The organism is Maribacter litoralis, assembly GCF_902506355.1.
In the GTDB taxonomy this organism is placed as follows: domain Bacteria; phylum Bacteroidota; class Bacteroidia; order Flavobacteriales; family Flavobacteriaceae; genus Maribacter; species Maribacter litoralis.
In genome coordinates, this window is record NZ_LR733271.1 from 2,670,369 (window position 1) to 2,692,075 (window position 21,707).

The window sequence follows — 21,707 nt, forward strand, 5'->3', positions numbered from 1 at the left end:
GAATGGGCAAAATTACCACCTTTAAGCGAAATGGGCAGTCTTAATACGCTTTTTCATTTCCTTTAATTCCTCTTGTTCCTCTGGGTGCATTTCAAAATTAAATCGTGCTAGGTTTTCCATGAGGTTGTGCTGTAGAAAATGGTCTTCTTCGCTTTGCGATTTTGCCAATTCTTGCTGCTCCCTGAGTTGATTTTCGATAGGATTGTCCCTACTTAAAAGCATGGAAATATATTTGTTATACCCACCCATATCTTCCAATGCTTTGGCGTTGTTTTTTAAAGTGTGCAACAGGTTATTGAAATCTTTCGGGAATTCAAAAAACGCACGTTCCGGATAGCTTTTCAGCACATTTAAAAGGGCTTCGTAGGCTTCTTGATGTCGCTGTTCATCATTTAAAATGTTGGCGTAGGTATAGTCCGTTTTGAACTCGCGTGCTTCGGGAACTTCTTTTTGTATGGTTTCGATAATAGTGAGGCAGAGTGAATTGTTAAAGCCCTCTTTGGCACAAGTCAACGCTAGTTTTAGATAGAGCGCCTTGTTGATGGCTTTTGATGCCGCTATCATTAACGATTCTGCAGCAGCAGTATGGTCGTCTAACATCCAATAGATTAAACCATTATTTCTGAAATCTTCAAAGGTTTCCGGTTGTTGATTTATGTTTGCTTCCGTTACATCTTGTAAATCTTCTGGTTTCTCAAGTAGAAAATCATAAAAACAAATCCATTGAAAAATAGGATATAGTTCTTCTGCCAGTTTCCCTTGTTCGTGATTGTAAATGGCGTACTTGTAACATTCCTCGTATTCGCCCTGTTCAAAAATGGTTTCAACGGCAAGGTTGGTCGTGTTGAAATAGTCGTCGTCCCCATCAACGTAGTAATTGATTTCCGCTTGTTGATCTATGAAATACTGGGTGTAGTTTCTTTTTCTTTTATTGATGATCATACGGTAGTGAAGCATCCACGGAGCATAGGAGCGGGAGTGTAGTGGAAAATCTTGAAGCGCTTCGTTCAGTACTGCCAATGCTTCATCATCTCGGTGGAATTTAAACAAAGCCCTTGCCTTGAAAAACATGGATTTTAATGTGGGCGTATGTCTTATATGAAATTGCTTTACGGTATCTAGAACGCCCTGGTAACTTTCAATTCTGTTGTTCAGTTCAATTAAATACAGCAAATAATTATCCATGGTGAGTCCGTTTCTAAACGCCTCATGGTAGATTGCCCCAGCTTCTTGATATTTATTTAGGCTTTTAAGGTACATTGCTTTCAGGTTTAACAACAACGGGTTTTTCTCGTTGAGCGCCAAACCTTGTTTTAAGCAAATTTCTACCGCATTGCTGTTATTGGAATGAAAATACGCGGCATTCCCCAACAACAAATAATGATGCTGCGCTAGTTGCCAGCCGGAATTGACAAGTACCTCCATAAAGACTTTGTATTCGGAAAAGTTGGTGAAATCGGTTTCCGGAAAATCTGGTTTCTGGGGAGCTTTTAATATTTGGGGAACCAGATCATACATCATAAAAGCCTTGGCATAGTCTGCCAATACATAACGACTCTGGTCCGTAAGGTCTAGCGTTTTCCATTCGCTCTTCCAAAGCTCGATTACTTCAACCGACCTGTTCTCCCATATGGCAACTTGAATATAGGTGAGTAATTTAGTCTTCTTGTCTAAACGCGTGTCTAATTGTAGTCCCTTTAAGACTTGGAGATTATGGGTTGCAGAGGCTAAATCTAGCAATTGATAACAATCTGCTTCTTCGGTAGAGGTCACTAAATCGTCTAGTTGAGCCGATTGAACTTCCCATAGTAAAAATCGTGCTTCGGTAGTGGCTGGGTAACATTCCAGAATGTATTTCAGCACCGAAATAGCTTCTGTATACCGTTTTTCGACCTGTAATTTTAAGGCATAATGTATGTGAAGTGTTTCGTTATACGGATACTTTTGTAATGCTTTTTCATAAACCGCTTCCGGACATGTTCGGTAATAGCTGCATATGTATTCATAGTCGGAAGCCAATACTTGACCAACCTGCTCAAGCGCTTCTACATATGAATGCATCACCTCTATATTCACCTTTTCAAAGGCACCCATATACAACATGAAAAAACGGTAATAACGAGCATTGTCCGACGGGTACGTATATCCCAGAACATCTAAATTATCTTGTATAGCCGTAATAACCGGGTTTAATTCGGCAAACTTTTTTTCGCTTAAAAGGTTATGCGCTTGTTCTATATATTGTACGACCTCTTTTCTTGTTAAGCTCATATGTTCCATTCTTTAAACCTGTCGGCATGGTGAATATTCAATCGTTGGTAGCATTCCCAAAGTGTTTCGGTACCGGGGTATTTACTAATGTCAGGTTCCGAAGCCCCGCGTATAAACTCATCGCCAATACATACATTACGGTGAAATTCTCCCCAACTAGAAAATGTTTTTTTCATTCTTGTGTCCACGTCTTCCAATCGCATGGCTATTTCTTGGGGCTTTATAAAACCGAGAGCGCCACCTATGCGCATTAGAAAAATGTAATAGGCAAATTCATAACCGTACAGCTTTTGATCTTTAAGGCTAAAACGGTATCTCCAAACCAGTTTATAGGCATTTTTGCTCGTCGGGTTCTTTATGGCATTGAACTTGGCTTCAAAAGTATTGGTAGTATCGTTACGCAACTCCATTGCCAGTTTTTCAAAAGGGTTAGATGCCATTTCACCTGTTTCGTAACGATGCAAACTGTTACGAAGGTGTACACCAGAAAGTATGCCGTGTAGCTTGGCAATACGCTCTACATTTTTTAATTGTAGATGGTCTTCAATATCAAATCCGTACCAACTATTTAGATCCGCCTTTTTATAATTGTTCATCAAAACCAAGGCAGAAAGGTTGAGTTGATCTTGAGTTTTTGATGTTATTTCTGCTGTCATTCTCTAAGCTTTTAAGTCGTTGACTACTTGTAACAAAGCAGTTGTTAAGTTTTCTGGGTAGGCTCCGGAATTTGCCATCGCCTTTAGTCCCATCTCGTAAGAGCTTGCCATTTTACCACCTTTTGCCAGTTGTATGAACAAGCTTCTACATAAATTACCATAGGGTTCCAAGGGGGTTTCAGGTGCTAGATCTTTATCTAGCAAGGTCATGTAAAGGGCTTGTATAAATTTAGCTTCAATAGTAGGTTCTTCTGCCAACCAGGTTTTAAATGCTGTTGTGTTGGTATCCAAAACCTCAAGCAGTTTGCTGTCGCAGGTACCTTCGGTTTTATAATTTTCTAGATTGTGTAATACCGCATTGGCATATTTTGGGTCGAATGCTACTTGTGAAAAATCAATTTCAGATGTCTGTAGCTGTTCAATAAGAACGGCTTTTTCAGATTTTGGTTCTACTTCTTTATGGTAGTCCTGGAATTTATGAACTACTTCTTGTAATGTTTTGCGATGCGCAAAGTGCGATTTACTGTAGATGAACATATTGTCTGCTGTTTCTTTTGCAAGATTGTGTTCCATTAATTCTTTAAGGAAGTCTTCTAAGTAGTTTTCGATATCCGTTTGGATGGACTGAAAGAACACGTTGGATTCAGCTTTCTGCTTACTCTTTTTATGGAAATCAAAAAGATGCATTAAAGCCTTGTTCACGAAAGACGTTACGTTTTCATCCAATTCATTAAGGTAGGCGGCACTGCGTCTACCTTGTGTATTCAGCATATGTGGCACCCAAACCGACTCGCTACCCAAACTATAATAGTAGTCGCTTAAGAAATTATACCAGCTTTGCAGGAGACCCAAAAACAAAGGGCGATTTTCATTTACATACTGCAATTGCACATAATCATTACACAAGTTCAGTACACTATCGTCTATGCTTTTCAATGCCCAAATTTTATTGACGCGCGTAAAATTGTTGGTTTCTGCAAATAGCGTGGTTAGGGTTTTAACGAGTAATGGAAGGTTCGCTTTTCTGATTTCTTCCGTTGTTTCTTTGGCGGAATATGCCATTTTTTCTAGATAACCGAATAGAACCTCTTGGTTTTCTGAATTGAAAAGCGTCGGTAAAGATTCTCGTGCATCGTAAAAAGTTAGAATCAAAAACTGATTTAGAGGGTCAGATATGTTTGATGATTCAAGGTCTGAAATCCAGTTAGTCAGGTTGTCGGTAATTTGAAATACTTCTGTAATAAGATGTTCACCAGTAAGCTGAACGTCTTCATTACCCAAACGAACCATCGGGAGTTTTCCTTCTGAATTTGCCTTTAGAAATCTAGAAAATAAACTGTTGTATAGTTCAATTTGGTCTGCTATACCTGTTTTAGGATTACACTTTTCAAACCAAAACGGAATAAAATCGACAGGAAGTACGGCGGAATTTTCTTCCGTTAGAATATGCTTTCCGAACTCTTGAAAAGCTTCGGTGTAAAAATTACTACCTCTATCGGCTTTTAACCAATCTAAAAACCTTTTATAACATTGGTCCAGTTGTTCTTGAGGTATGTTTTTATCTCGGTTATTGAAAAGAAGCACGTCGCCAGCATCCCATTGTTTACTGCCTAAAGCTGTGATTAATGGAAAAATATTTTCAGAAGTTTGTAGGTTCAATAAGGCTAAACCTTCATCCTCTACAAATAAGAACCGTTCGTTTAAGGCTTCATGCGCTACATGTGCCAGTTCTGTATTTTCCTGATAAAATGCAGCTAGTTCCTCACTGAACCAAGCTTGCATTACATTGTAAGCGCCCGGCAGATATACTTTTCCAACTGGCAGCATTTGGTGCATAGTGTTTACCAATACATGCCAATCTCCTTCGTAAAAATGCTGAACAAATTCGTTGTTAATTCTGAAGGGATATTTTGAAAATGTTTTATCTGCATTTAAAACAGAATAGGTTCCAGCAAGAATCTCATGAGTAATGCAGTTCTGTATGATAAAATCTGAATTCACACAATCGCGAATATCTAGAGCGCGATGCATTAAAAAACGGGAAACGGGCAGCGAAGCGGAAGATTCGCTGTGCACCAATGTTTTTAAAACGCTGAAAATTTGTGTTAGTTCATCCTCTGAAATAGCTTCACTTTGAAGAAAACCAAGATTAAAATACAGAAATGCAATCAGTTTTTCTGTGCTTTTTTTATCAGGATAAAACCCGTTTTCTAATAGTGGAAGCCAAGAAATTACGAATGCTGCTCCCTCTTTTTCATCGGCATAAATTTCTGGATGATAAAAGATTTGTTGTGCCAAATCCTCAGTAAAAACAGTTTCAATGTTTTGATTGTCCAAACTATTTTTTAGTTGCTCAAATACTTCGGTGTTTTGGCAGTCTTGTAATTCTAAAACCTGTAGTAAAGCTTTTGTATTAGGTGCTTCCAGCTCCTTGAGTTCTAACTTCGGAATTACTTTATTCTTGAAAATTTCTAACATGTAATTAGATGTTCTGGTAGGTTGTAAATTGATTTTGATGGTGGTTTATGGTTGGATTATTCACTTCTAAACCATTCATAGTCTTGAATATCGCCTTCATCATCCATTAAACTCGCTAAAAATAAATCGAGACTATCAGCTTGTATGTAGCCAATTTCTTGGTCAGCGCCAAAACGGATGATTTGTCCCGCAGTACCTTTTTTGTCCGGAGCAAAATCGAATGCCAAAAAATTACCGTTCTGTAAATCGAAAAACGGAATCCAATAGGGCGTTGTGTACATTAGTAATGTTTTGCCTTCGTTGGTACTGTAGGTATCCAACAACTCCTTTTGCGTCCAATCGTTATATATCCTTTGCCAATCTTTCCATTCTTGAAAAATTTTCTCGGCACCCATAATCGCTGAGTTTTGTACACCGTTATGTAGTGTCAAAAATTCTTTTATGATAGTCGGGAAAGGATATCCGGCAGCAGCCTCAAACTCCGAATAAATAGCATCATTGTTTTTAGGCGGAATAATAGTGAGTCCTTTCGTATGAACCAATTGCACAAATTGCTGCACTACTTTCTCAAAACGGCTTTCAGCGTCTAATTGAATAAACGGAGCTATAAAGTCCGCTTTTTCCTTCGTTAATTTTTCCGCAATAAATTCATTGGGTATTTCCTTCGAAATAAATACGCCGGTCTTATCAAAAACCATGTTGTTTTTAAAGTTGGAAATTGGCTGACAACTAAAAGAGTTGGCACCAAAAAAATACACTTTTGAGGTGGTGATTTCGTTTCTACTCGTTCGTTCATCAACAACGGTGAACCATTCATTAAACAAAGACGTGTTTTCTATTTCAGCTGTAAAGATTTCCTTGTCTTCTAAATAAGCGATGCCGAAGTACTTAGAATTAGATATGTCTTCTGGACTTATAAAGAGAATTTTTAAAACCTCTTTACCTGTAGCCTCTTTAAATGCATCTAACAGCGCATCGCAAAATGTAAAGCTATTGTCAATATCCTCTGGGTCTTCTAACGGTGGCAAGGTGTTGACCGGCATCACATCAAAATGAAAATCTTCCCATTTCATTTGTTCCACATGCTCTGAAAACGCAATTCTGTTTCTCATCTTCACTTATTTATTGATGCTGCTAAGGTACCTTAGAATAATGGGGAGGCTATCCCCGAAAAGGGTGATTTTAATTTTTTAAACCGGAATTTAAGTGATGTCGGAATTGAAAATTTAAACAGGTAATTGCTTAATGAACTTACGCATAGGTCCGTAACTGCCGTAAACCGATGAGAAATTGGGGGCTAAGTTTTTAATTAAATCAGCAGGTAAAAAACTTGGTAGTTGATCTAGACAGGTAATCATCAAATTCCACTCGATGGGTAGATCTTGATGATGAATAGCATCACATTGCAAGGCATAATTTAGTAGTTCTTGATCCAAACCTTTGGTTCTGAATTCACCTTGAAACTCATTGGTTTCATTCGCCTCGTTATCGTTGTTTTTAAGCGTAACCGATTGGGTTTCGGACATGGGTCCGTTGCCGTGCCGGGTTTGGTAACAACGGGTTACATAGAAAATACGCACAGTAGCAGTGGGACCCAAATGGTCTTTAATAAGCTGAATGGCATTTTTAGAAGTCGTGTAGCTCCAAGTGGTATGTGGGTGAAAACCATGTTGCGTATCCAAAAGAATACCTTGGCTGCCCTCAAAAATAAAATGTTCAAAGCGTGCCGCTATTTCTGGTAGGGTTGCCAATTGATAGAAGGGTTTTATAGCCGAACACGTATCCAAATAGTAATCTTCGTCATAGGTGCTAAGTTCGTTGAAGTAGTATTCTTGAACGCTTTTGGGTTGATGCAACAGCTTGGTTTCGTAGTACGTTCGTATACTTTTTAGTCGCTGCTTAACGACCCAATTGAACTGTAGATCGTTGGCAAAGAAATAAACCTCCTCTTTGTTTCTGGCGATTGTTGTGCCAAAACCCAGACCACAAGAACCGTGGTTTTGTTTTTTTTCCAAAGCCCTGTTATAGGCAATGTCATACATGGTAGTAATCATCGCCAACGGGTGAAAATACAGTTGCGGCTTGTACTTTTTTAGAAAGTTACCTTCTTGTAAAATGGCAGGTGGAAATACCGTAGTATGCTCCGTGTAAAAGGTGGGAACGCCAACGAAGGTGCCCGAACCAAAATTGCTAAAGGTATGTGTAAGTACATCCGTGCTTACAGTATGCCCAATTTGGTGTCCGCCAGAAAACCGGACCACAATACTTTGTTCAGGTTGTTGCGATGCTAGAAAATCGGTCGTTAACCCTTTACCGGCATCGCCAAAACCTAGATCTATAACTATACTACATTGCTGCATTTATAACATATCTTCGACTTCGGTATCGGAAATGCCCGAAGTAGTGTTGCCCGTAGTTGGTGTATGGTGTTGAATGACTATTTCCGCAATCCGTTTGGCTACTTTTTTATAATCGGGCATCACAATAAAATGCTCACCAAGTAATTCTTTCCAGTTGCCTTTTCTATTTGGCGATTTAGACCATTCGCTGTGCTCTAGGTGCATATGAAAAACATTGTATTTTTCTTGAGCTTCATTGATAATAGCCTCGGTCGTAATGGTTTCAGCTTCCTCTGCGGCAGTGTATTTTTTTATAATCGCTGCGGGAATCGTAGGGAAAACCGGTTCATCGCCAATGGTGAACAAAAAGCCTTTTTGCTTTCTTTTCTCCCAGCAATCTATAGAAGTATGGCGTGCCGCAAATAAATGCGCCAGGTTGTAGCCTTCTTGATTATTACCGCCACCGCCGCCTTCTAGATATACACGGGTTAACCAACGGTCTAGTAATTCGGCAGAAGATTCAAACTGCCCTACCTGTAACGGTGCATGGTCATAAACGAAATCTCCCAAACCTAGAAAAAGCACTTGTGGATGTTCTATACCGGCTTCCATTAACGAGCCGATTAAATCTGGCAAAGCTTCTTTTACAATAAGTTCTGGCACAAAGCCCATACTGCCCGTTACATCTAGACCTACAATGATGGAAACGGTTTCTGGATGCTCTTTTGAATCTCTAGACTCCCTAACAATTACGTTGGCGGGGTCCATTTCGGGGTCTATTTGCGAAGCGGTAAATATCTCTTCCCTAGATTTGTTGCTGTAGCCTTTAGATGTTCTAAGTTTTGAATATGCTTCGTGACTAAATCTTCCTCCTCCCATAATTACAGTTCATTTATTTGTCCACCGAACAAATACGCGTAGCGCTTCTTTGCCAGTTCTAATTTAATTTCCAGGTTTCTGATTTTTACCGACATCTCTAAGTCTTTGGCAACATAGTCCTTCGCATCAAAATCTGAAGCCAATACCAAACTGTTCGCATCTGTCGGGCTCATATCTAACATATTTTCCTGCTCACGTTTCAATCGTTTTAAAGACAGCGCCAAGTCTTCCGTTTCACGCCTGTACATCAGTTGCGCATCTTCGGCAATGGCACTTGCACGGTCGTCTCTAATTTTTTCGTTGTTGCGCTTTAGCGATTCTAAAAAAGCGGCATTCGTTATTTTGTCTTCCATGAAAATTTCTTTGGGACAAAGCTATGGTGAACCTTGATTTTCTATATCCCTGAAAAGGGTGATTTTAGTATTTAGCGTAGTAATGAGTTCATCTCAATATCACTGAAAACGGTGAGTGATATTTTAAACCCTACACGCATCTTTGTAGTTCACATTTACATCCTGTCAAATCAATTAAACAGTATTTATGAAATTGGAAATGAGCGATGTTTTTCAGCAAAGATTACCGTTGAAATACTTAAAGTTTCTTCAGGAAAATCCAAAAGGTGCACCACTGAAGAATAACAGTAGGTGGGATAAGCGCACTTGGAATCTAATGGGAACTGAGGCATTGCTAAAACGATGGGAAATGAAAGGAGTAGGTGAAGCAGCCAACTACGAATGTTTAAAACTTTACACACAAGTTCAAGAAGAAGTAGGGATGGAGCTCACGGCACCTTCAGCACATTTTCGTTCCGTAAAATTAGAGCGCGTAGGCAAAGGTTTTGTAATAGGTGAGGAGAATGGTGATTACCTATATTTAGACCCCGAATGCAAATTTACGGTTTGGGCATATTACCACGATGGGGCCGAAGTAGCATTAATATCTAAGTCTTTTTCGGAACTTTTAAGAACTCAAAAACCGTTATAATATAATAATTACAAACACTTATGGTTCACATAGAATTTTCTTCGGATAGCTTTCAAATCAACTCCGTTGCGGTAGAATTCCCTATACCCATTGAAACTTTAAAAACGTGTATTTCCCCTGATTGTAAAGAACATAAAGGAAAAAATAAGATACTTTTTGTTTGGGAAAATTTGGGGATTATCGGGTATTCATCCGATGGGGATTCGGTAGATTCCTTGGGATTTGAATTGGAAATTTCAACCTATGATTTCAGTCCTAAAGTAGTTTTTAGCGGAACATTCAATTACAATGGTGAAGATATTCTTCAATATTACAAAACCCATGAGGATGAACGGATGACAACATTCAAAGGGGACGATTCCGGTGCCTTAGTGCAGAACGGATTAAGTGCTTGGTTTAGCGTAACGAAAGACGTTGTTCGCGCCATTGAAGTGAGCATTCACAAACCATACGTGCGAGGCGTGGGAATATCGGAAGACAAATACACCATTAAGCCGCTCGATGAAGAAGAAATTGAGTTTATGGATTTTGGCTTTAAACTTTCCATCATTGAAGAATTGATGTACATGAAAGGACTTTTGAAGCCGAAATTTGACTTGTATGAGTTTGCAGATTGGTACAAGGGTCGTGAAATAGATATTGACGAAGAAGGTTATGAGCCTATAGCTGAAGTAACCCAGTATTTTAAAGATTTGCCTATTCCCAAACGTTTGGCTTCGGAGATTACTGAAATCTATCAAGATGGCGGAAACGATATTTATATGAACCTATCACCTTTTTCTGGGGGAGCTGTAGAATATTGGGATATTGAACGGAGCGATGATGTGAAGCATTTTCCCAATTTAAAGAAAGCCACCTTGTGTTACGCACAAGAACATATATGTGATGAATTCGTTATTCTTGGTATTGATGCCGAGTGGATTTAAAGGGTTGGAATAAATCTGAAAAAAGCCGAAGATTAATAACTGATTATGTTTTGTAATTAATGCTGAAATAAAACTACCTAAGTGATTATTTCATTGAATTCAGGGATATAGATTGTATGTACTGTTTCTACATTTGAAACTCATTGAAACGGGCGTGACTAAAATAGATTTTATAAAGAAATGTTGGTGTATTTCTGTAGGTTAATAGCTAATTGTGCATTTAATTACTAATAGAAGAACACTTTCAAAATAGAAAACAATCATGTTTAGATCATTAGTAAATAGATTTAAAAAATCAGATATGAATTTAACAGAGAAGAATATAGAGGATATTAAAGCGGAATGGAATACAAAAGGAAGTAGATACGTTTCCGATATCAATAAAATGGTTGAATTTGGTGAAACCAATGGATGGGAAAATTGGAAAGGAAAAGAGCCCGAAGACAAAAGAGATCACTTGGCAGAAGCAGTATTTCAATTATTAAAAGATGCCAATAAGAATAATACGGTCGATGCTTTTAGAAATGATTTTCCGCCGGCGCACGCACCAATGGTGCAGTTTATGAAAGCAAAGGCGCAAAGTATTCAGCAATTACAATTTATAGACGGTCAGAAGATAGTGTTCTTAGTGGGTACCGCATATCAGAAAAGGCAGGCATATCTTCTTAAAGATGATGAAATCATTGAATTGGATGGTTCTATTGACGCTATTGGAAAGTCAAAGCAGAATAATGTTTTTGCCATTGCATCGAACAACACCATTGTAACCACGCAAGGTTGGGAAGGCGAAATTATTGCCACGTTCCATCTACATGATGCAAAGAACTTGGCAATAGTCGAACTGGTTCCTTTTAACGACGGACAAAAAGTACTCTTGACTACTGCTATGGGTATTTTTATTATCGCCAACGATTCCGAGAAAATGATTCACCCATTGCCAGATCCTGAAGATGAGGAATGGGAACCTTATATGGACATGGAGAACGCTACTATTTCCAATGATAACAAACACATTGTTGTAGGCGACCAGTGTAGTGACCACAGAGTGTTGGATGCCAACGGAATTCAGATAGGTGAGGTTGGTCCGCAATCATCTTACCCAGATTTTTGCCTTTTTTCAAAAGATGACAATCAACTTATAACAAACTCCTGCCACTTTTATAACGGAGTTACCATAGGTGTACCTTCCACCGAACTCGAAAACTTGAATATACCCGCCTACGAAGAAAGTGAGCAGTATACGGTTATAGATGAAGAAATGAGAGTCTATTGTGGTATAGCAACATCAAAATACTACATTCTTGGAGATGCCTTTGGTTATATAAGAGCTATTGACACTCAAGGTAATTCTCTTTGGAGACACTATTTAGGGTCTAGTCTTAGCGGAATTGCCATTTCAGATGATGAGAAAACTTTATGGGTAGGGTCCTCATCAGGTATGCTGCATAAACTGCAGTTAGATAAAGGACTTAGAGACGACCATACCATTGCAACAGGAAAGCATTATGAAGATTTCAGGTTGGTGATATGGAAAGATGAGCCAATTTTAAAGTGGTAAAACGATAGTATGGATATCAGGGATTTTAATGAGATTATAATTGAAGGAAAATATGATTTGGACTTGAAAGAGGATTTTCTAAGGTCCGTCATGCTGCCAGCCATTATCATTGAGCAAGCAACGGTTTTTGATGAAAAGGGAATAAGCAAGTATGGTGGCAATCCACTTGTGCCCGGCAATTTTGAATGGCCCAAGCACGAATTTGGTGATTATAGATTTATAGCCCAGTTTCATCTAAGCGAAATACCGCCTGGTGAAAATCAACTTCCAAAGAAAGGTTTGTTAAGCATTTTTGCAGCGTATGACGAGGAAAATACCTTGGCTTGGACAGATGACAACTATGCGAAGGTTTTCTATTTTGAGGATGTTGAGAATTTAAAGCCATATGACAATCCTAATTTTCCAGATAAATATTCGCTAGATGTGGTTTTTAAACTGGAAGTAGATATACCTTTTAAGCCAGAGTTATACCCTACAAAAGGACTCAACAAAAAGCAAATGAACTATGTCTGTACTAAAGTATTAGAGCGCACGGATAAAAGATATGATAGTTATTTATTAGGCTACCCCTATTACAATTCATTAGATGCCGACCCAAGAGAAAACGAAAAATGGACATCATTATTAACCTTGCGTTATCAATCCGGTTTTGGGTTATATTGGAACGACCGTGGTTATTTAATGCTATTTATAGAAAAAGAGAAATTGGCAAAAGGAGATTTCTCTAATATTAAATCTAATGCTGGGTAGATGGAAACTCTATTGTAACGAACAAAACCACCCCTCGGGGTGGTTTTGTTTTTGTGGAGCCGGAGGATTACCTTACGGTGTTCCCAAAAGCTTCCGTTTTGCAAATACAACTGTCAAGGCTGAAAAAAGCCTTGGTGCATAAAAACAAAAATCCCAAACAAGTGAACTTGATGGGATTTATATTTTTATTCACATAACAGTTGTGAGTGATTGTGGAGCCGGAGGCTATTCCTTTATATAGTTTTAGATATTCAGTTTTAATGTGTATGTTTCTAAAAAACAGTGTTTTAACTCTGTTTTTTATATCTGTTTATAACTTTTTTATATAAATGGATATAACAATTTCACTAGCGATTTTGATAACGCATTAATAAACTGCATTTTTTTAAAATTTATGAAAAATTCTTTCTATCTCAGAAAATCCAAATCAAAAACTGAAACGTTAATTCTATTCTCCTGCTATTTTAATCAAGAAAAAAAGAAGTTTGTTTATTCCACTCAAAAATCTATTCTTCCACAACATTGGGATTTTGAAAATAGAAAACCTTATAGATCAGGAAAATTTGTTTGTAGAAATCAACCTGCAATTTCTAAAAGACTTCGAGATTTTGAAGATGCTTTTCATTTAATTAAGTCTAGGTCAGAACTTGGGGAATTAGAGTTTGATAGTAATACATTAAAAGAACACTTTGATAGAGTCTTTGAGCGAGTAAGTAAGGCAAGTTCTTTCTTTGAAGTGTACGATAGGTTTACTGAGGAAAAAATCAAATTGAAGGAGTGGAAAAAGTCTACTGTTAAACGGTATGCTAATATTAAAAATTTATTGACTGAATTTGAAGAAGTATATAATTATAAGCTAACCTTCGGAAAAATCAATAAGAAGTTCTTTACTGAATTTACTGATTTCTGCTATGAGTACAAGAACCACTATACGAATACTTTTAGTCGAAATGTTGGACTTTTCAAAACATTTATGATATGGTCACTAAAAAATGGGTATGCCTATAATGATTCTTTTAAGAGCTTTAAAAAACCACAACGGGTATTAACCAGGGAAGAAGTACTTAGTTTAGAACAGATACTCGAAATAAGTAATACGACTTTCGAAACGGAACATTTAGAGAAAGTCAAGGATGTTTTTGTTTTTCAATGTCTTACCGGTATGAGATACGGGGAATTAAAATTTATAAACAAAAGATTGATTACTCGAAGTAATTGTATATTACTGAAAGAGGAAAAAAATAGTAATAAGGTTCCCAGGCTCATTCCAATGTCAAAGTTGGCTTTGGCAATACTAAAAAAGTATGATTATAGATTACCCTTAATATCCAATCAAAAACAAAATGCTGCAGTTAAAGAAGTAGTTGGTAAAATCGGTCTGTCTCATGATGTAGAGTTTTCTCGAACAAAAGGTGTTGTTCAAGAAATTTTTATCAAGCCTTTTAATAAAAGAATAGGAACTCATACTGCGAGAAGAAGCTTCATCACCATAATGCGTAATAAGGGTATTGCAGATAAGACAATCATGAGTATAAGCGGTCATACCGATATAAAATCATTTAATCAATATCATCAAGTTGATAATTCCGCTAGGATTAGTGCGGTTAATTCGGTCTTTGATAATCTTTAAATATATGTCAATGCATATAATATTGTGTTTTTGTCTAAAATTATATTTAATTGCATATAATGAAGGAGTTATCCGAATTTGTAAAGGAAAGAAGAAAACGAGAGAATCTTACTCAAGAAGAATTTGCTGAAAGGGCAGGAGTAGCACTAACTGTTGTTCGTAAAATTGAACAGGGTAAGACAAATCTTAACCTTGAAAAGGTAAATCATGTTTTAGAAATGTTTGGACATATATTAATTCCCGTAAGTTTAAAAGATTTGGAGAGAGATGAGACAAGCTAAAATATATTACGATGCTATTTTGTCTGAAGAAATGCAAGAGTTATCTCTTGAGATTTTCATTGATAGGATAAATATAATTACTAAATAAAAGACTTATATTTAATAAGTTATATATTAATAAACGGATTGTTATGGAAAGAATAATACAAAAGTTAGATAGTTTTGAAACAAACCTAATCAATAAATTTAAAATCCTTCAACGGGTGGTAAGTGCAGCTTTGGCATTGGTATTAGTTTTCCTAATTATACTTGCTTACAAAGGTTAAGTTATATTTTATTTGCCACCGGTATTATGAAAAAATGCCATGCTCAATTCTGCCCAATTCATCATTAACTTGTTGAATCCCCTCTTTAGTTTCTAATAAAGATTTTGGGGTAAGGTTTCCTAAGGCTTTACTTTCGGAATTTAACCATTTTTGGAAGTTTGATTTTTCTCCGAAAACTTTTTCTCCATAACTAATTAACTTGCTTATTTCGTATCCTTTATCCATTATAGAGGTTATTAATTGAGTGTTTCAGTATAGGTTATCAAGCCATGATTCAATTTTGTAATCAAGAGAATTTACTGATTTTAATTTGTTTAAGTTAATTTTCTGGTCATATAATAGTCCAGGACTTGGAATATAACACGTTGCATTTGTGCAGTACTTCTTAAATGCATCTTTAGATATAGATGATGTTACAAAAACAAACATTTATTTTTTCAATTTGTACAAACCTTCTTTGTCTAATTTCTTAATTAGGGAGCTCAATTCGGCTTCTTCGGGTTTTCTAAATTAAATTGTGTTATAAATAATTGAAGCTTGCTATTTATTTGCTTTCTTATCTTTTGGTTTTAATGAACTTGGTGGTTTGGTAGTTGTTCTACCTAAATCAATTTTCACTTTTTTTGTCTTATTTTGATTGTCCTTCTTTGCCATTTAATTACTTTTTAGATGGTGATGTTCTCGGTTTTATCCGTGGCTTAGGTGTAGTACGTCCTTTGTTTCCATCGTGCCGTGGTTCTATAGGTCTTTGAGTGGGTTTTGGGTTGCTTTGTTTTGCCATTATTGATATGCGTTAATTATGGTGTAGGTTAAAATCGAAACTATCCCTAGACCTAAAAAAATAATTGATAATAAATTCAATTGGGATATGATTCTATTTCTGTCCTCAATATTATTTAAAAGGATTTCATATTTAATTTCATCATCAATATCTTGAATTGTTTTTTCATTGTATTTACTGGATAAATAGTGAGATAAAAGATTTATAAATAAGGTCAATGCTAATAATACCCAACCCAATGCGATAACCCATATTACTATAGATTCTTTTAAGGGATTTATATTATCAATAAAGGTAATTGTTAATCCAAGTGCGCCTGATGCAATAAAGGTTATATACTTCTCAAAGTCATCATCACTTTTACTTTTCTGTACCAATACAGATAATCTGTATTCTTTCCATTCCTCTATTTCTTTTTTTGTTTTTCCCATACCAAACTGTTCTCCATTTTTTTAATCTTCTTCTCAGTCAAACCTTATAATTCACATCCTTAATCTTAGGTTTATTGTGTTAATTTGATTAACCAGTTTATTCAGCTCTCATTTACTATGTAATTAAATTACTTAGTAGGTTTAATTTTTGATCTTAGGAAAGTTTCATCCTTTATTGACATAAATGGTTTGTAAAGCTTTTGATAACCGCGACCAATTGCACCTTGATACTGGTATAAACTGGGGTTTCTACCTGAATTACTGCCGCCTTCTAAAATATGGTCTTTTGAAATTCCCGGGTATAAGTCAATATAGAATATATTTTTTACTCCAATTTGAAATGCTTTTTTAGAACATAATTCGCAAGGTGAAGCTGTGGTGAACAAATTCCCTTGGTCTAAACCTTGACCGCCATATTTGGTTACTTGTAACATAGCATTCTCTTCAGCATGAAGTGACCTAGTGTGAACTTGATTTTCTTTATCTTCATAAGTATTATGAAAAGTTTTAAAACAAAAAGAACATGAACGTCCTTTCAATTTGTTGTCTAAATCTTTACTGTTTTGATTAAAGTCTTGTACAATTTTTGATTTAAAACTATCATTGTCTTTATAAACATGTTCAGTGTTACCTACTTCAAAGTTTGAAAACCCTTTATTGTTATCAGTAACTAAATCTCTCAAATCTCTTAAACTGCAGGGGGTTTGCCCTTCGGGAACCTCATTCCAACCAATTCCTTTTACGGAGAAATGTGAGTCAGTTACAACGGCTCCTACTTGTCTTGATATGCAACCAGAATTTAATTTAGCTAAATGTGCAATTTGCATAATTCGTTCCATATAACTTGGTTGAATAATTCCAGGTTGCTGAATACTTGCTAGAAGTTTAAGTATTTGAATAATAAAAGGTTGATAAATGTAAAATTTATTAGTCCTCTCTATATCTCCCTTCTTTATTTTTTTACCAGCATCTAAGTACTCAAGTTCAATTTCCTTTAATGTACATGTACTTGATAAGTAAGTGTGGTAATCTACTTTTTGAAGACAATTTTCTACGTCAAACCTTTCAAAAGTGCCTTTTTTAAAAGTTTCAACTTTATACTCAACGTCGTCTAAGTTTTTGGTTAATTTTACATTTTCAGCCCTATGATCTAAATCTTTAATGGTATTGAATTTTTCTTCAATTCGTTGGCTTCTTAGTTTTTCTTCAGCATTAGTGCCAATCATGTAAAACCCACTGTATTTTTCTTTAAAGTACATTAGTTCATATGAGTTTTTTAAACGATCAATGATTACATGAGCATATTTTTTATCTTTTGGCTTAAGGTTTCTATGAATTTTAATGAGTCGATTTATCACATCGGCTATAGTGTAAATATGTTCAAGTCCATCCTCTTCCCCGTCATTCTTAATAGTATTTATATTTAATGTCCCAAAACGCCTAAGTAAATATGTTGTTACATGTATAAATCTGTACCGGAGATAGGGACTAAATGAATCAAGTTTGAAAAAGATTGCTTTGGAAAATTCTTGAAATTCATTTGAGAAGAAAAAATCATTTTTCTTACTAAGATTTTCAATTAAAGTGTTCTTGTTAAATTTAATTTTAAGAAGCGAAATCTTGTTTTTAAATTCAATTTTAAAATCAGTCTCAATAAAAGTTTTACTGCCAACAGAAATATCTTTTTCCGATCCAAATCTTGGGTAATCAAATTTTTTATAGGAGCCTAATTCAATAATCCAATTTGCAATATTATCAGAGAATTTATCGGGACAGGAATCATAACACTCATTTAATAAGAAAAGTAAAACTACATTTCTATATTCCAATACTTCAAATTTTATCCAATTATCCTCATAGTTATAGAAGTCTTTAATTCTCCTAATTTTCCTAGATTCACTATAACTAACATTTTGGTAAGTTTCGTCAAAACTATTTAAAAATTTTGATTGCTCTTTAGTGAGTTTTTCTTGTGTCAGTATATCAACAATTAAATCTGATCCTGATCTCATTTTTCCAGTTAATCCTAGAATAATAAAGTTTCTTCTTAGTTTGTAAAAATTATCTAAACTCATTTAAATTATTATTTAAGCTTTCTCAACTATATTAATCTCTTCTTCTGTTAACCCATACAGCTCATACACCATAGCATCAATCTCTTTTTCTGTTTGGTTTATTTGGGTCTGTAAATCTTGTGCTTTTTGTTTGTTTTCTTCAAAAAGGTCTAACCATTCAAATTCATCTTTTTTAGTTAAGGTAGGTAACACCTCAAAAGGGGTAAATTTTTGTAATTCTCCTTCTTTTTCACCTAAATCTATAATTGCAGCCTTTTCTCGTAGTTTATTATTGATTTTTATGGCTTTATTTAGTTCTTTTATAAACTCTGTAAAGTTTAGTGCATGCCAGTTTTGTAATTTTTTGGAGAGTTTTTCTAACTGGAAATTAGAGGATATGTAAAATTGAAATTTTCTTTTCACTTCCTGTAAATCATGTACATAAGTAATAATTTCTGATGCTTTAAGATCAAACTCTTTTTCATTTTTAAATTCTGGAATAGGTATCTGTTCAAAATATTGTGGTTTTACTTCTATATACCCACCGCTGCGAACAACGCAAATTGATTTTAAAAATTCCCAAACTATTTTAGAATTGAGAATACACAAAAGGGTTAAACTTTCAGATGGCAAGAATACAGCAGGCGCATTTACATAAATGCCTTCTGTGTCTAAACAAAATTTGTTTGAATTCTGAAGGTTAGGAAATATGATTTTTGGTTTTTCAAATAAATCATAGTAAGCACAATTTCTTAACTCCCACCAATAGTCACCTTTATCATACCTTTTCTTTGCTCGTTCAGAAAAAGGAATAAGATGCTTGAAAATATCTGGAAAATCTTCTTTCAGATTTAGTAAATTTTCATCTTCATTATAATTGTTTGGATACACTTGGTTCGTCCATTTGCTTTTAAAGAGAATTAGTTTTTGTTCACTTTTGGAAACATTCCATTTTTTTATTTCTTTACCCTCTAAAATCTTCTTTAGATGTTCGTTAATCTTCCAGTCATTGTTTACTATAAATGCATCATTCAAAGCTGTCTTAACACCGTAATAACATTTGCCGAATGATTCTCGTATGGTATTTAATTTAGTTATTTTTATAATAATCTTTGACTTGCCTGCAGATAAAAAGGACCAAGAATTTGGTTTAAGACTTTCTTGTAAAACCTCAATGTCTTCATGTGTATCTATATCAATAATTTTGTTTTGTGAAGCTTTTGGAATTTTGATGTATTTAAATGTATTTCTTTTCTCTTTATTTCTATCAAGAATAATAATTACAGGATAAGTAGTTGCTCCTTCAAATATTTGTACTTCGGTAAAATCTATATATTCTATTAGTCTTGTTTTATCAGTAAGATAATCTCTTAAAATATTACCTGCTGTTGTTTTATCAAATGTGTTAGAGATAAAGCCCATTATGCCTTTTGAATTAATAATTTTAGAACCTAACTCATAGAAGTAGGCAAATAAATCACTAGCAGAATGATATACTTTGAAGTTGTTTTCAAAAAACTTCATATAATCAGCAAGTAATTCAGCTCTAACGTAAGGCGGATTCCCAACCACTATATCGAAACCACCATTTTTAAATATTCTCGGAAACTCGATATCCCAATTAAAAGCTTTATCACCTGCAACTGCTTTACTATCTATTAAACTGTTGCCACATTTAATATTACAGCTTAAATCGTTAAGCTTACGACGTGGTTGTGCAGTACGCAGCCAAAGGGATAATTTTGCAATTTCTACAGATTCCTCATTGAGGTCAACTCCATAAATATTATTTTCTAAAATGGTATTTTCTATATCTGAGAACTCTATACTAGCACCAAATATTTTGGCTTTTAGTTCGTCTATATACCCATGTTCTTTTATTAGAAAGTCTAATGCTTGGTTTAAAAATGCACCAGAACCACAAGCGGGGTCACAAATTGTAAGTTGTAATAGCCAATCTCTATACGTATCTAAGATTGTAACTAATTTACCTATAGTTGCTTTGTTGCGGTTTTTACGCCCTTTAAAATACTCTTCTTCCTTAAAACCTAATTCTGTTTTCTTTTCATCGCAAAGTTTGCCAATGGTATTTTCAACTATGTATTTGGTAATGTATTTGGGCGTGTAGAAAACACCATCTTTTTTACGCTTGCTTTTCTGCTTATCAAAATCTGCACCTTCAATTTCAGCATTTACACTTTCTATTTCGTTTAACGAGTTTTCGAATATGTGTCCCAAGATATTGACATCTACTTGACTTTCAAAATCATACGCAGCTAACTTACTAGTGTGTTTAAAAAGTAAATCGTTATCAATAGCTAAGCTATCTAAAGTTTTGTCAGTTTTGAATAAGCCACCATTATAGGCATATATTTCAGATCTACTGCTTGTACCTTGCCTACCGGTATCTAAATAATTAAAATACTGTTTAAACAAATCATATAAAGGTCGCTCGTCACCAAAATCAATGTCGGCTTTCCATTTATCCAATATCTGTTGTGTACTATTTGGTGGTAGTAGCCCTCTATCTTCTGCGAAGAATATAAATAAGTATCTATCTATTAATTTTTGAGATTTTTTAAAGAGGGTCAACTTTACATTTCTCTCTAGTTTAAGCTGTTCTGCTTTTTCTTCTTCGGTTTGCACATCCTCTGAATATTGAGATGCTTTTGTTTTTAACTGTTTAGCATTCTGCTTCACTAAATCGCGATACAACTCACGTTTAAAAAGTGAATAGTCTTTATAGAATTGCTTTGTTATTTGTTCCTCAACAACAACTGATGACTCTTTAATTTTAAGAGGTACATTGGTTATAATTTTATCCTTTTGTAAACATAAATACAATAACGAAAAGCGTTCTTGTGTCAGCTCAAAAAGATTGAATTCCTCAAATTCAGTAGCATCATTTATGTAAAATCGTAGCTTTTCAAAATTGGAGGTAATCACATAAATACATCCCTTTTGATTTGCTTTATAATCAAAGGCTTGTCTTCGAATACTTTCTAAATCTTTTGTTTTGGTGCCTTTTAACTCAATAACCCCTACAGCTATATCTTTATCTAAAATTGCACCGTCTGCTTTACGAGAATTATTCTGGTTCTTATATTCTGCTACAAGATTAAAATTTGCTTTTGGTTTTAAAGTATAATCTAGGATGTTTACAAATAGCTCTGTCAAGAATATACCCTGGTATTCTTCTTCTTTAGAACTACGTATATTGTCTTGTATGGTTGGGTTTAAAAAGTATTTAATGTACTTTTTATAAGCTTTTTCTACCTCAGAGGTGTTTAATAATGCTAGATGTGATTTAAGTACTGAAGATTGAAATAATGCCATATTATTTATAAAGATGCTTGTTAAGCTAAAGTAACAGAAGAATAAACTTTTTAAGAAATAATTTTCTCACAAGTTATACATTTATAT

The 21,707-nt window shown here is 35.1% G+C and carries 17 protein-coding genes; 6 read left to right on the plus strand and 11 right to left on the minus strand.

Annotated elements, in window-relative coordinates:
- Positions 1–21: 21 nt before the first annotated feature.
- The 7 genes from EXIGUO8A_RS11165 to EXIGUO8A_RS11195 form a co-directional block, all read right to left on the minus strand.
- Positions 22–2,271: a tetratricopeptide repeat protein gene (locus tag EXIGUO8A_RS11165; protein ID WP_159303182.1), complete on the minus strand. Its 2,250-nt coding sequence runs from the start codon at positions 2,269–2,271 to the stop codon at positions 22–24.
- Positions 2,268–2,927, minus strand: a complete 660-nt coding sequence (locus EXIGUO8A_RS11170) for a DUF1266 domain-containing protein (RefSeq protein ID WP_159303183.1) — start codon at positions 2,925–2,927, stop codon at positions 2,268–2,270. Before EXIGUO8A_RS11170 ends, EXIGUO8A_RS11165 begins: the two co-directional genes overlap by 4 nt.
- Positions 2,928–2,930: 3 nt before the next feature.
- Complete coding sequence (locus EXIGUO8A_RS11175; protein ID WP_159303184.1) at positions 2,931–5,405, minus strand: hypothetical protein; 2,475 nt, start codon at positions 5,403–5,405, stop codon at positions 2,931–2,933.
- 56 nt (positions 5,406–5,461) lie between these two features.
- Positions 5,462–6,517 carry an SMI1/KNR4 family protein gene (locus tag EXIGUO8A_RS11180; RefSeq protein ID WP_159303185.1) on the minus strand — a complete coding sequence of 352 codons (1,056 nt, stop codon included), beginning with the start codon at positions 6,515–6,517 and terminating at the stop codon, positions 5,462–5,464.
- A gap of 114 nt (positions 6,518–6,631) precedes the next feature.
- Positions 6,632–7,765, minus strand: a complete 1,134-nt coding sequence (locus tag EXIGUO8A_RS11185; protein WP_159303186.1) for an adenylosuccinate synthetase — start codon at positions 7,763–7,765, stop codon at positions 6,632–6,634.
- Positions 7,766–8,623 carry a hypothetical protein gene (locus EXIGUO8A_RS11190; protein ID WP_116770520.1) on the minus strand — a complete coding sequence of 286 codons (858 nt, stop codon included), beginning with the start codon at positions 8,621–8,623 and terminating at the stop codon, positions 7,766–7,768.
- Positions 8,624–8,625: 2 nt separating this feature from the next.
- On the minus strand, positions 8,626–8,976 hold the full coding sequence (locus EXIGUO8A_RS11195; RefSeq protein ID WP_159303187.1) for a hypothetical protein: 351 nt from the start codon (positions 8,974–8,976) through the stop codon (positions 8,626–8,628).
- Positions 8,977–9,163: 187 nt separating this feature from the next.
- Here EXIGUO8A_RS11195 and EXIGUO8A_RS11200 point away from each other — a divergent pair, with 187 nt between their 5' ends.
- From EXIGUO8A_RS11200 to EXIGUO8A_RS11225, 6 genes are all read left to right on the plus strand, one after another.
- A complete protein-coding gene (locus EXIGUO8A_RS11200; protein WP_159303188.1) occupies positions 9,164–9,607 on the plus strand; it encodes an SMI1/KNR4 family protein in 444 nt (147 codons plus the stop codon).
- 20 nt (positions 9,608–9,627) lie between these two features.
- Entirely contained in the window at positions 9,628–10,533 is a 906-nt protein-coding gene (locus EXIGUO8A_RS11205; protein WP_159303189.1) for a DUF6892 domain-containing protein, read from the plus strand.
- 301 nt (positions 10,534–10,834) lie between these two features.
- Positions 10,835–12,091 (plus strand): hypothetical protein, encoded by a 1,257-nt coding sequence (locus EXIGUO8A_RS11210; RefSeq protein ID WP_159303190.1) that lies wholly within the window; start codon positions 10,835–10,837, stop codon positions 12,089–12,091.
- A gap of 9 nt (positions 12,092–12,100) precedes the next feature.
- Complete coding sequence (locus EXIGUO8A_RS11215; protein ID WP_159303191.1) at positions 12,101–12,841, plus strand: DUF1963 domain-containing protein; 741 nt, start codon at positions 12,101–12,103, stop codon at positions 12,839–12,841.
- 394 nt (positions 12,842–13,235) lie between these two features.
- Entirely contained in the window at positions 13,236–14,471 is a 1,236-nt protein-coding gene (locus EXIGUO8A_RS11220; RefSeq protein WP_159303192.1) for a tyrosine-type recombinase/integrase, read from the plus strand.
- Between the two features lie 59 nt (positions 14,472–14,530).
- Positions 14,531–14,752 carry a type II toxin-antitoxin system Y4mF family antitoxin gene (locus tag EXIGUO8A_RS11225; RefSeq protein WP_159303193.1) on the plus strand — a complete coding sequence of 74 codons (222 nt, stop codon included), beginning with the start codon at positions 14,531–14,533 and terminating at the stop codon, positions 14,750–14,752.
- 290 nt (positions 14,753–15,042) lie between these two features.
- On the opposite strand, the gene EXIGUO8A_RS11230 is transcribed toward EXIGUO8A_RS11225, so the two are convergent.
- The 4 genes from EXIGUO8A_RS11230 to EXIGUO8A_RS11245 all read right to left on the minus strand — a co-directional run bounded on the left by EXIGUO8A_RS11230 (position 15,043) and on the right by EXIGUO8A_RS11245 (position 21,620).
- The gene (locus EXIGUO8A_RS11230; protein WP_091606422.1) at positions 15,043–15,243 is read right to left on the minus strand and encodes an antitoxin Xre/MbcA/ParS toxin-binding domain-containing protein; all 201 of its coding nucleotides are present in this window, start codon (positions 15,241–15,243) and stop codon (positions 15,043–15,045) included.
- Between the two features lie 555 nt (positions 15,244–15,798).
- Positions 15,799–16,230: a hypothetical protein gene (locus tag EXIGUO8A_RS11235; RefSeq protein WP_159303194.1), complete on the minus strand. Its 432-nt coding sequence runs from the start codon at positions 16,228–16,230 to the stop codon at positions 15,799–15,801.
- Between the two features lie 128 nt (positions 16,231–16,358).
- A complete protein-coding gene (locus EXIGUO8A_RS18795) occupies positions 16,359–18,305 on the minus strand; it encodes a cytidine/deoxycytidylate deaminase family protein (RefSeq protein WP_159303195.1) in 1,947 nt (648 codons plus the stop codon).
- 12 nt (positions 18,306–18,317) lie between these two features.
- On the minus strand, positions 18,318–21,620 hold the full coding sequence (locus EXIGUO8A_RS11245; RefSeq protein ID WP_159303196.1) for an Eco57I restriction-modification methylase domain-containing protein: 3,303 nt from the start codon (positions 21,618–21,620) through the stop codon (positions 18,318–18,320).
- Between the last annotated feature and the right edge of the window lie 87 nt (positions 21,621–21,707).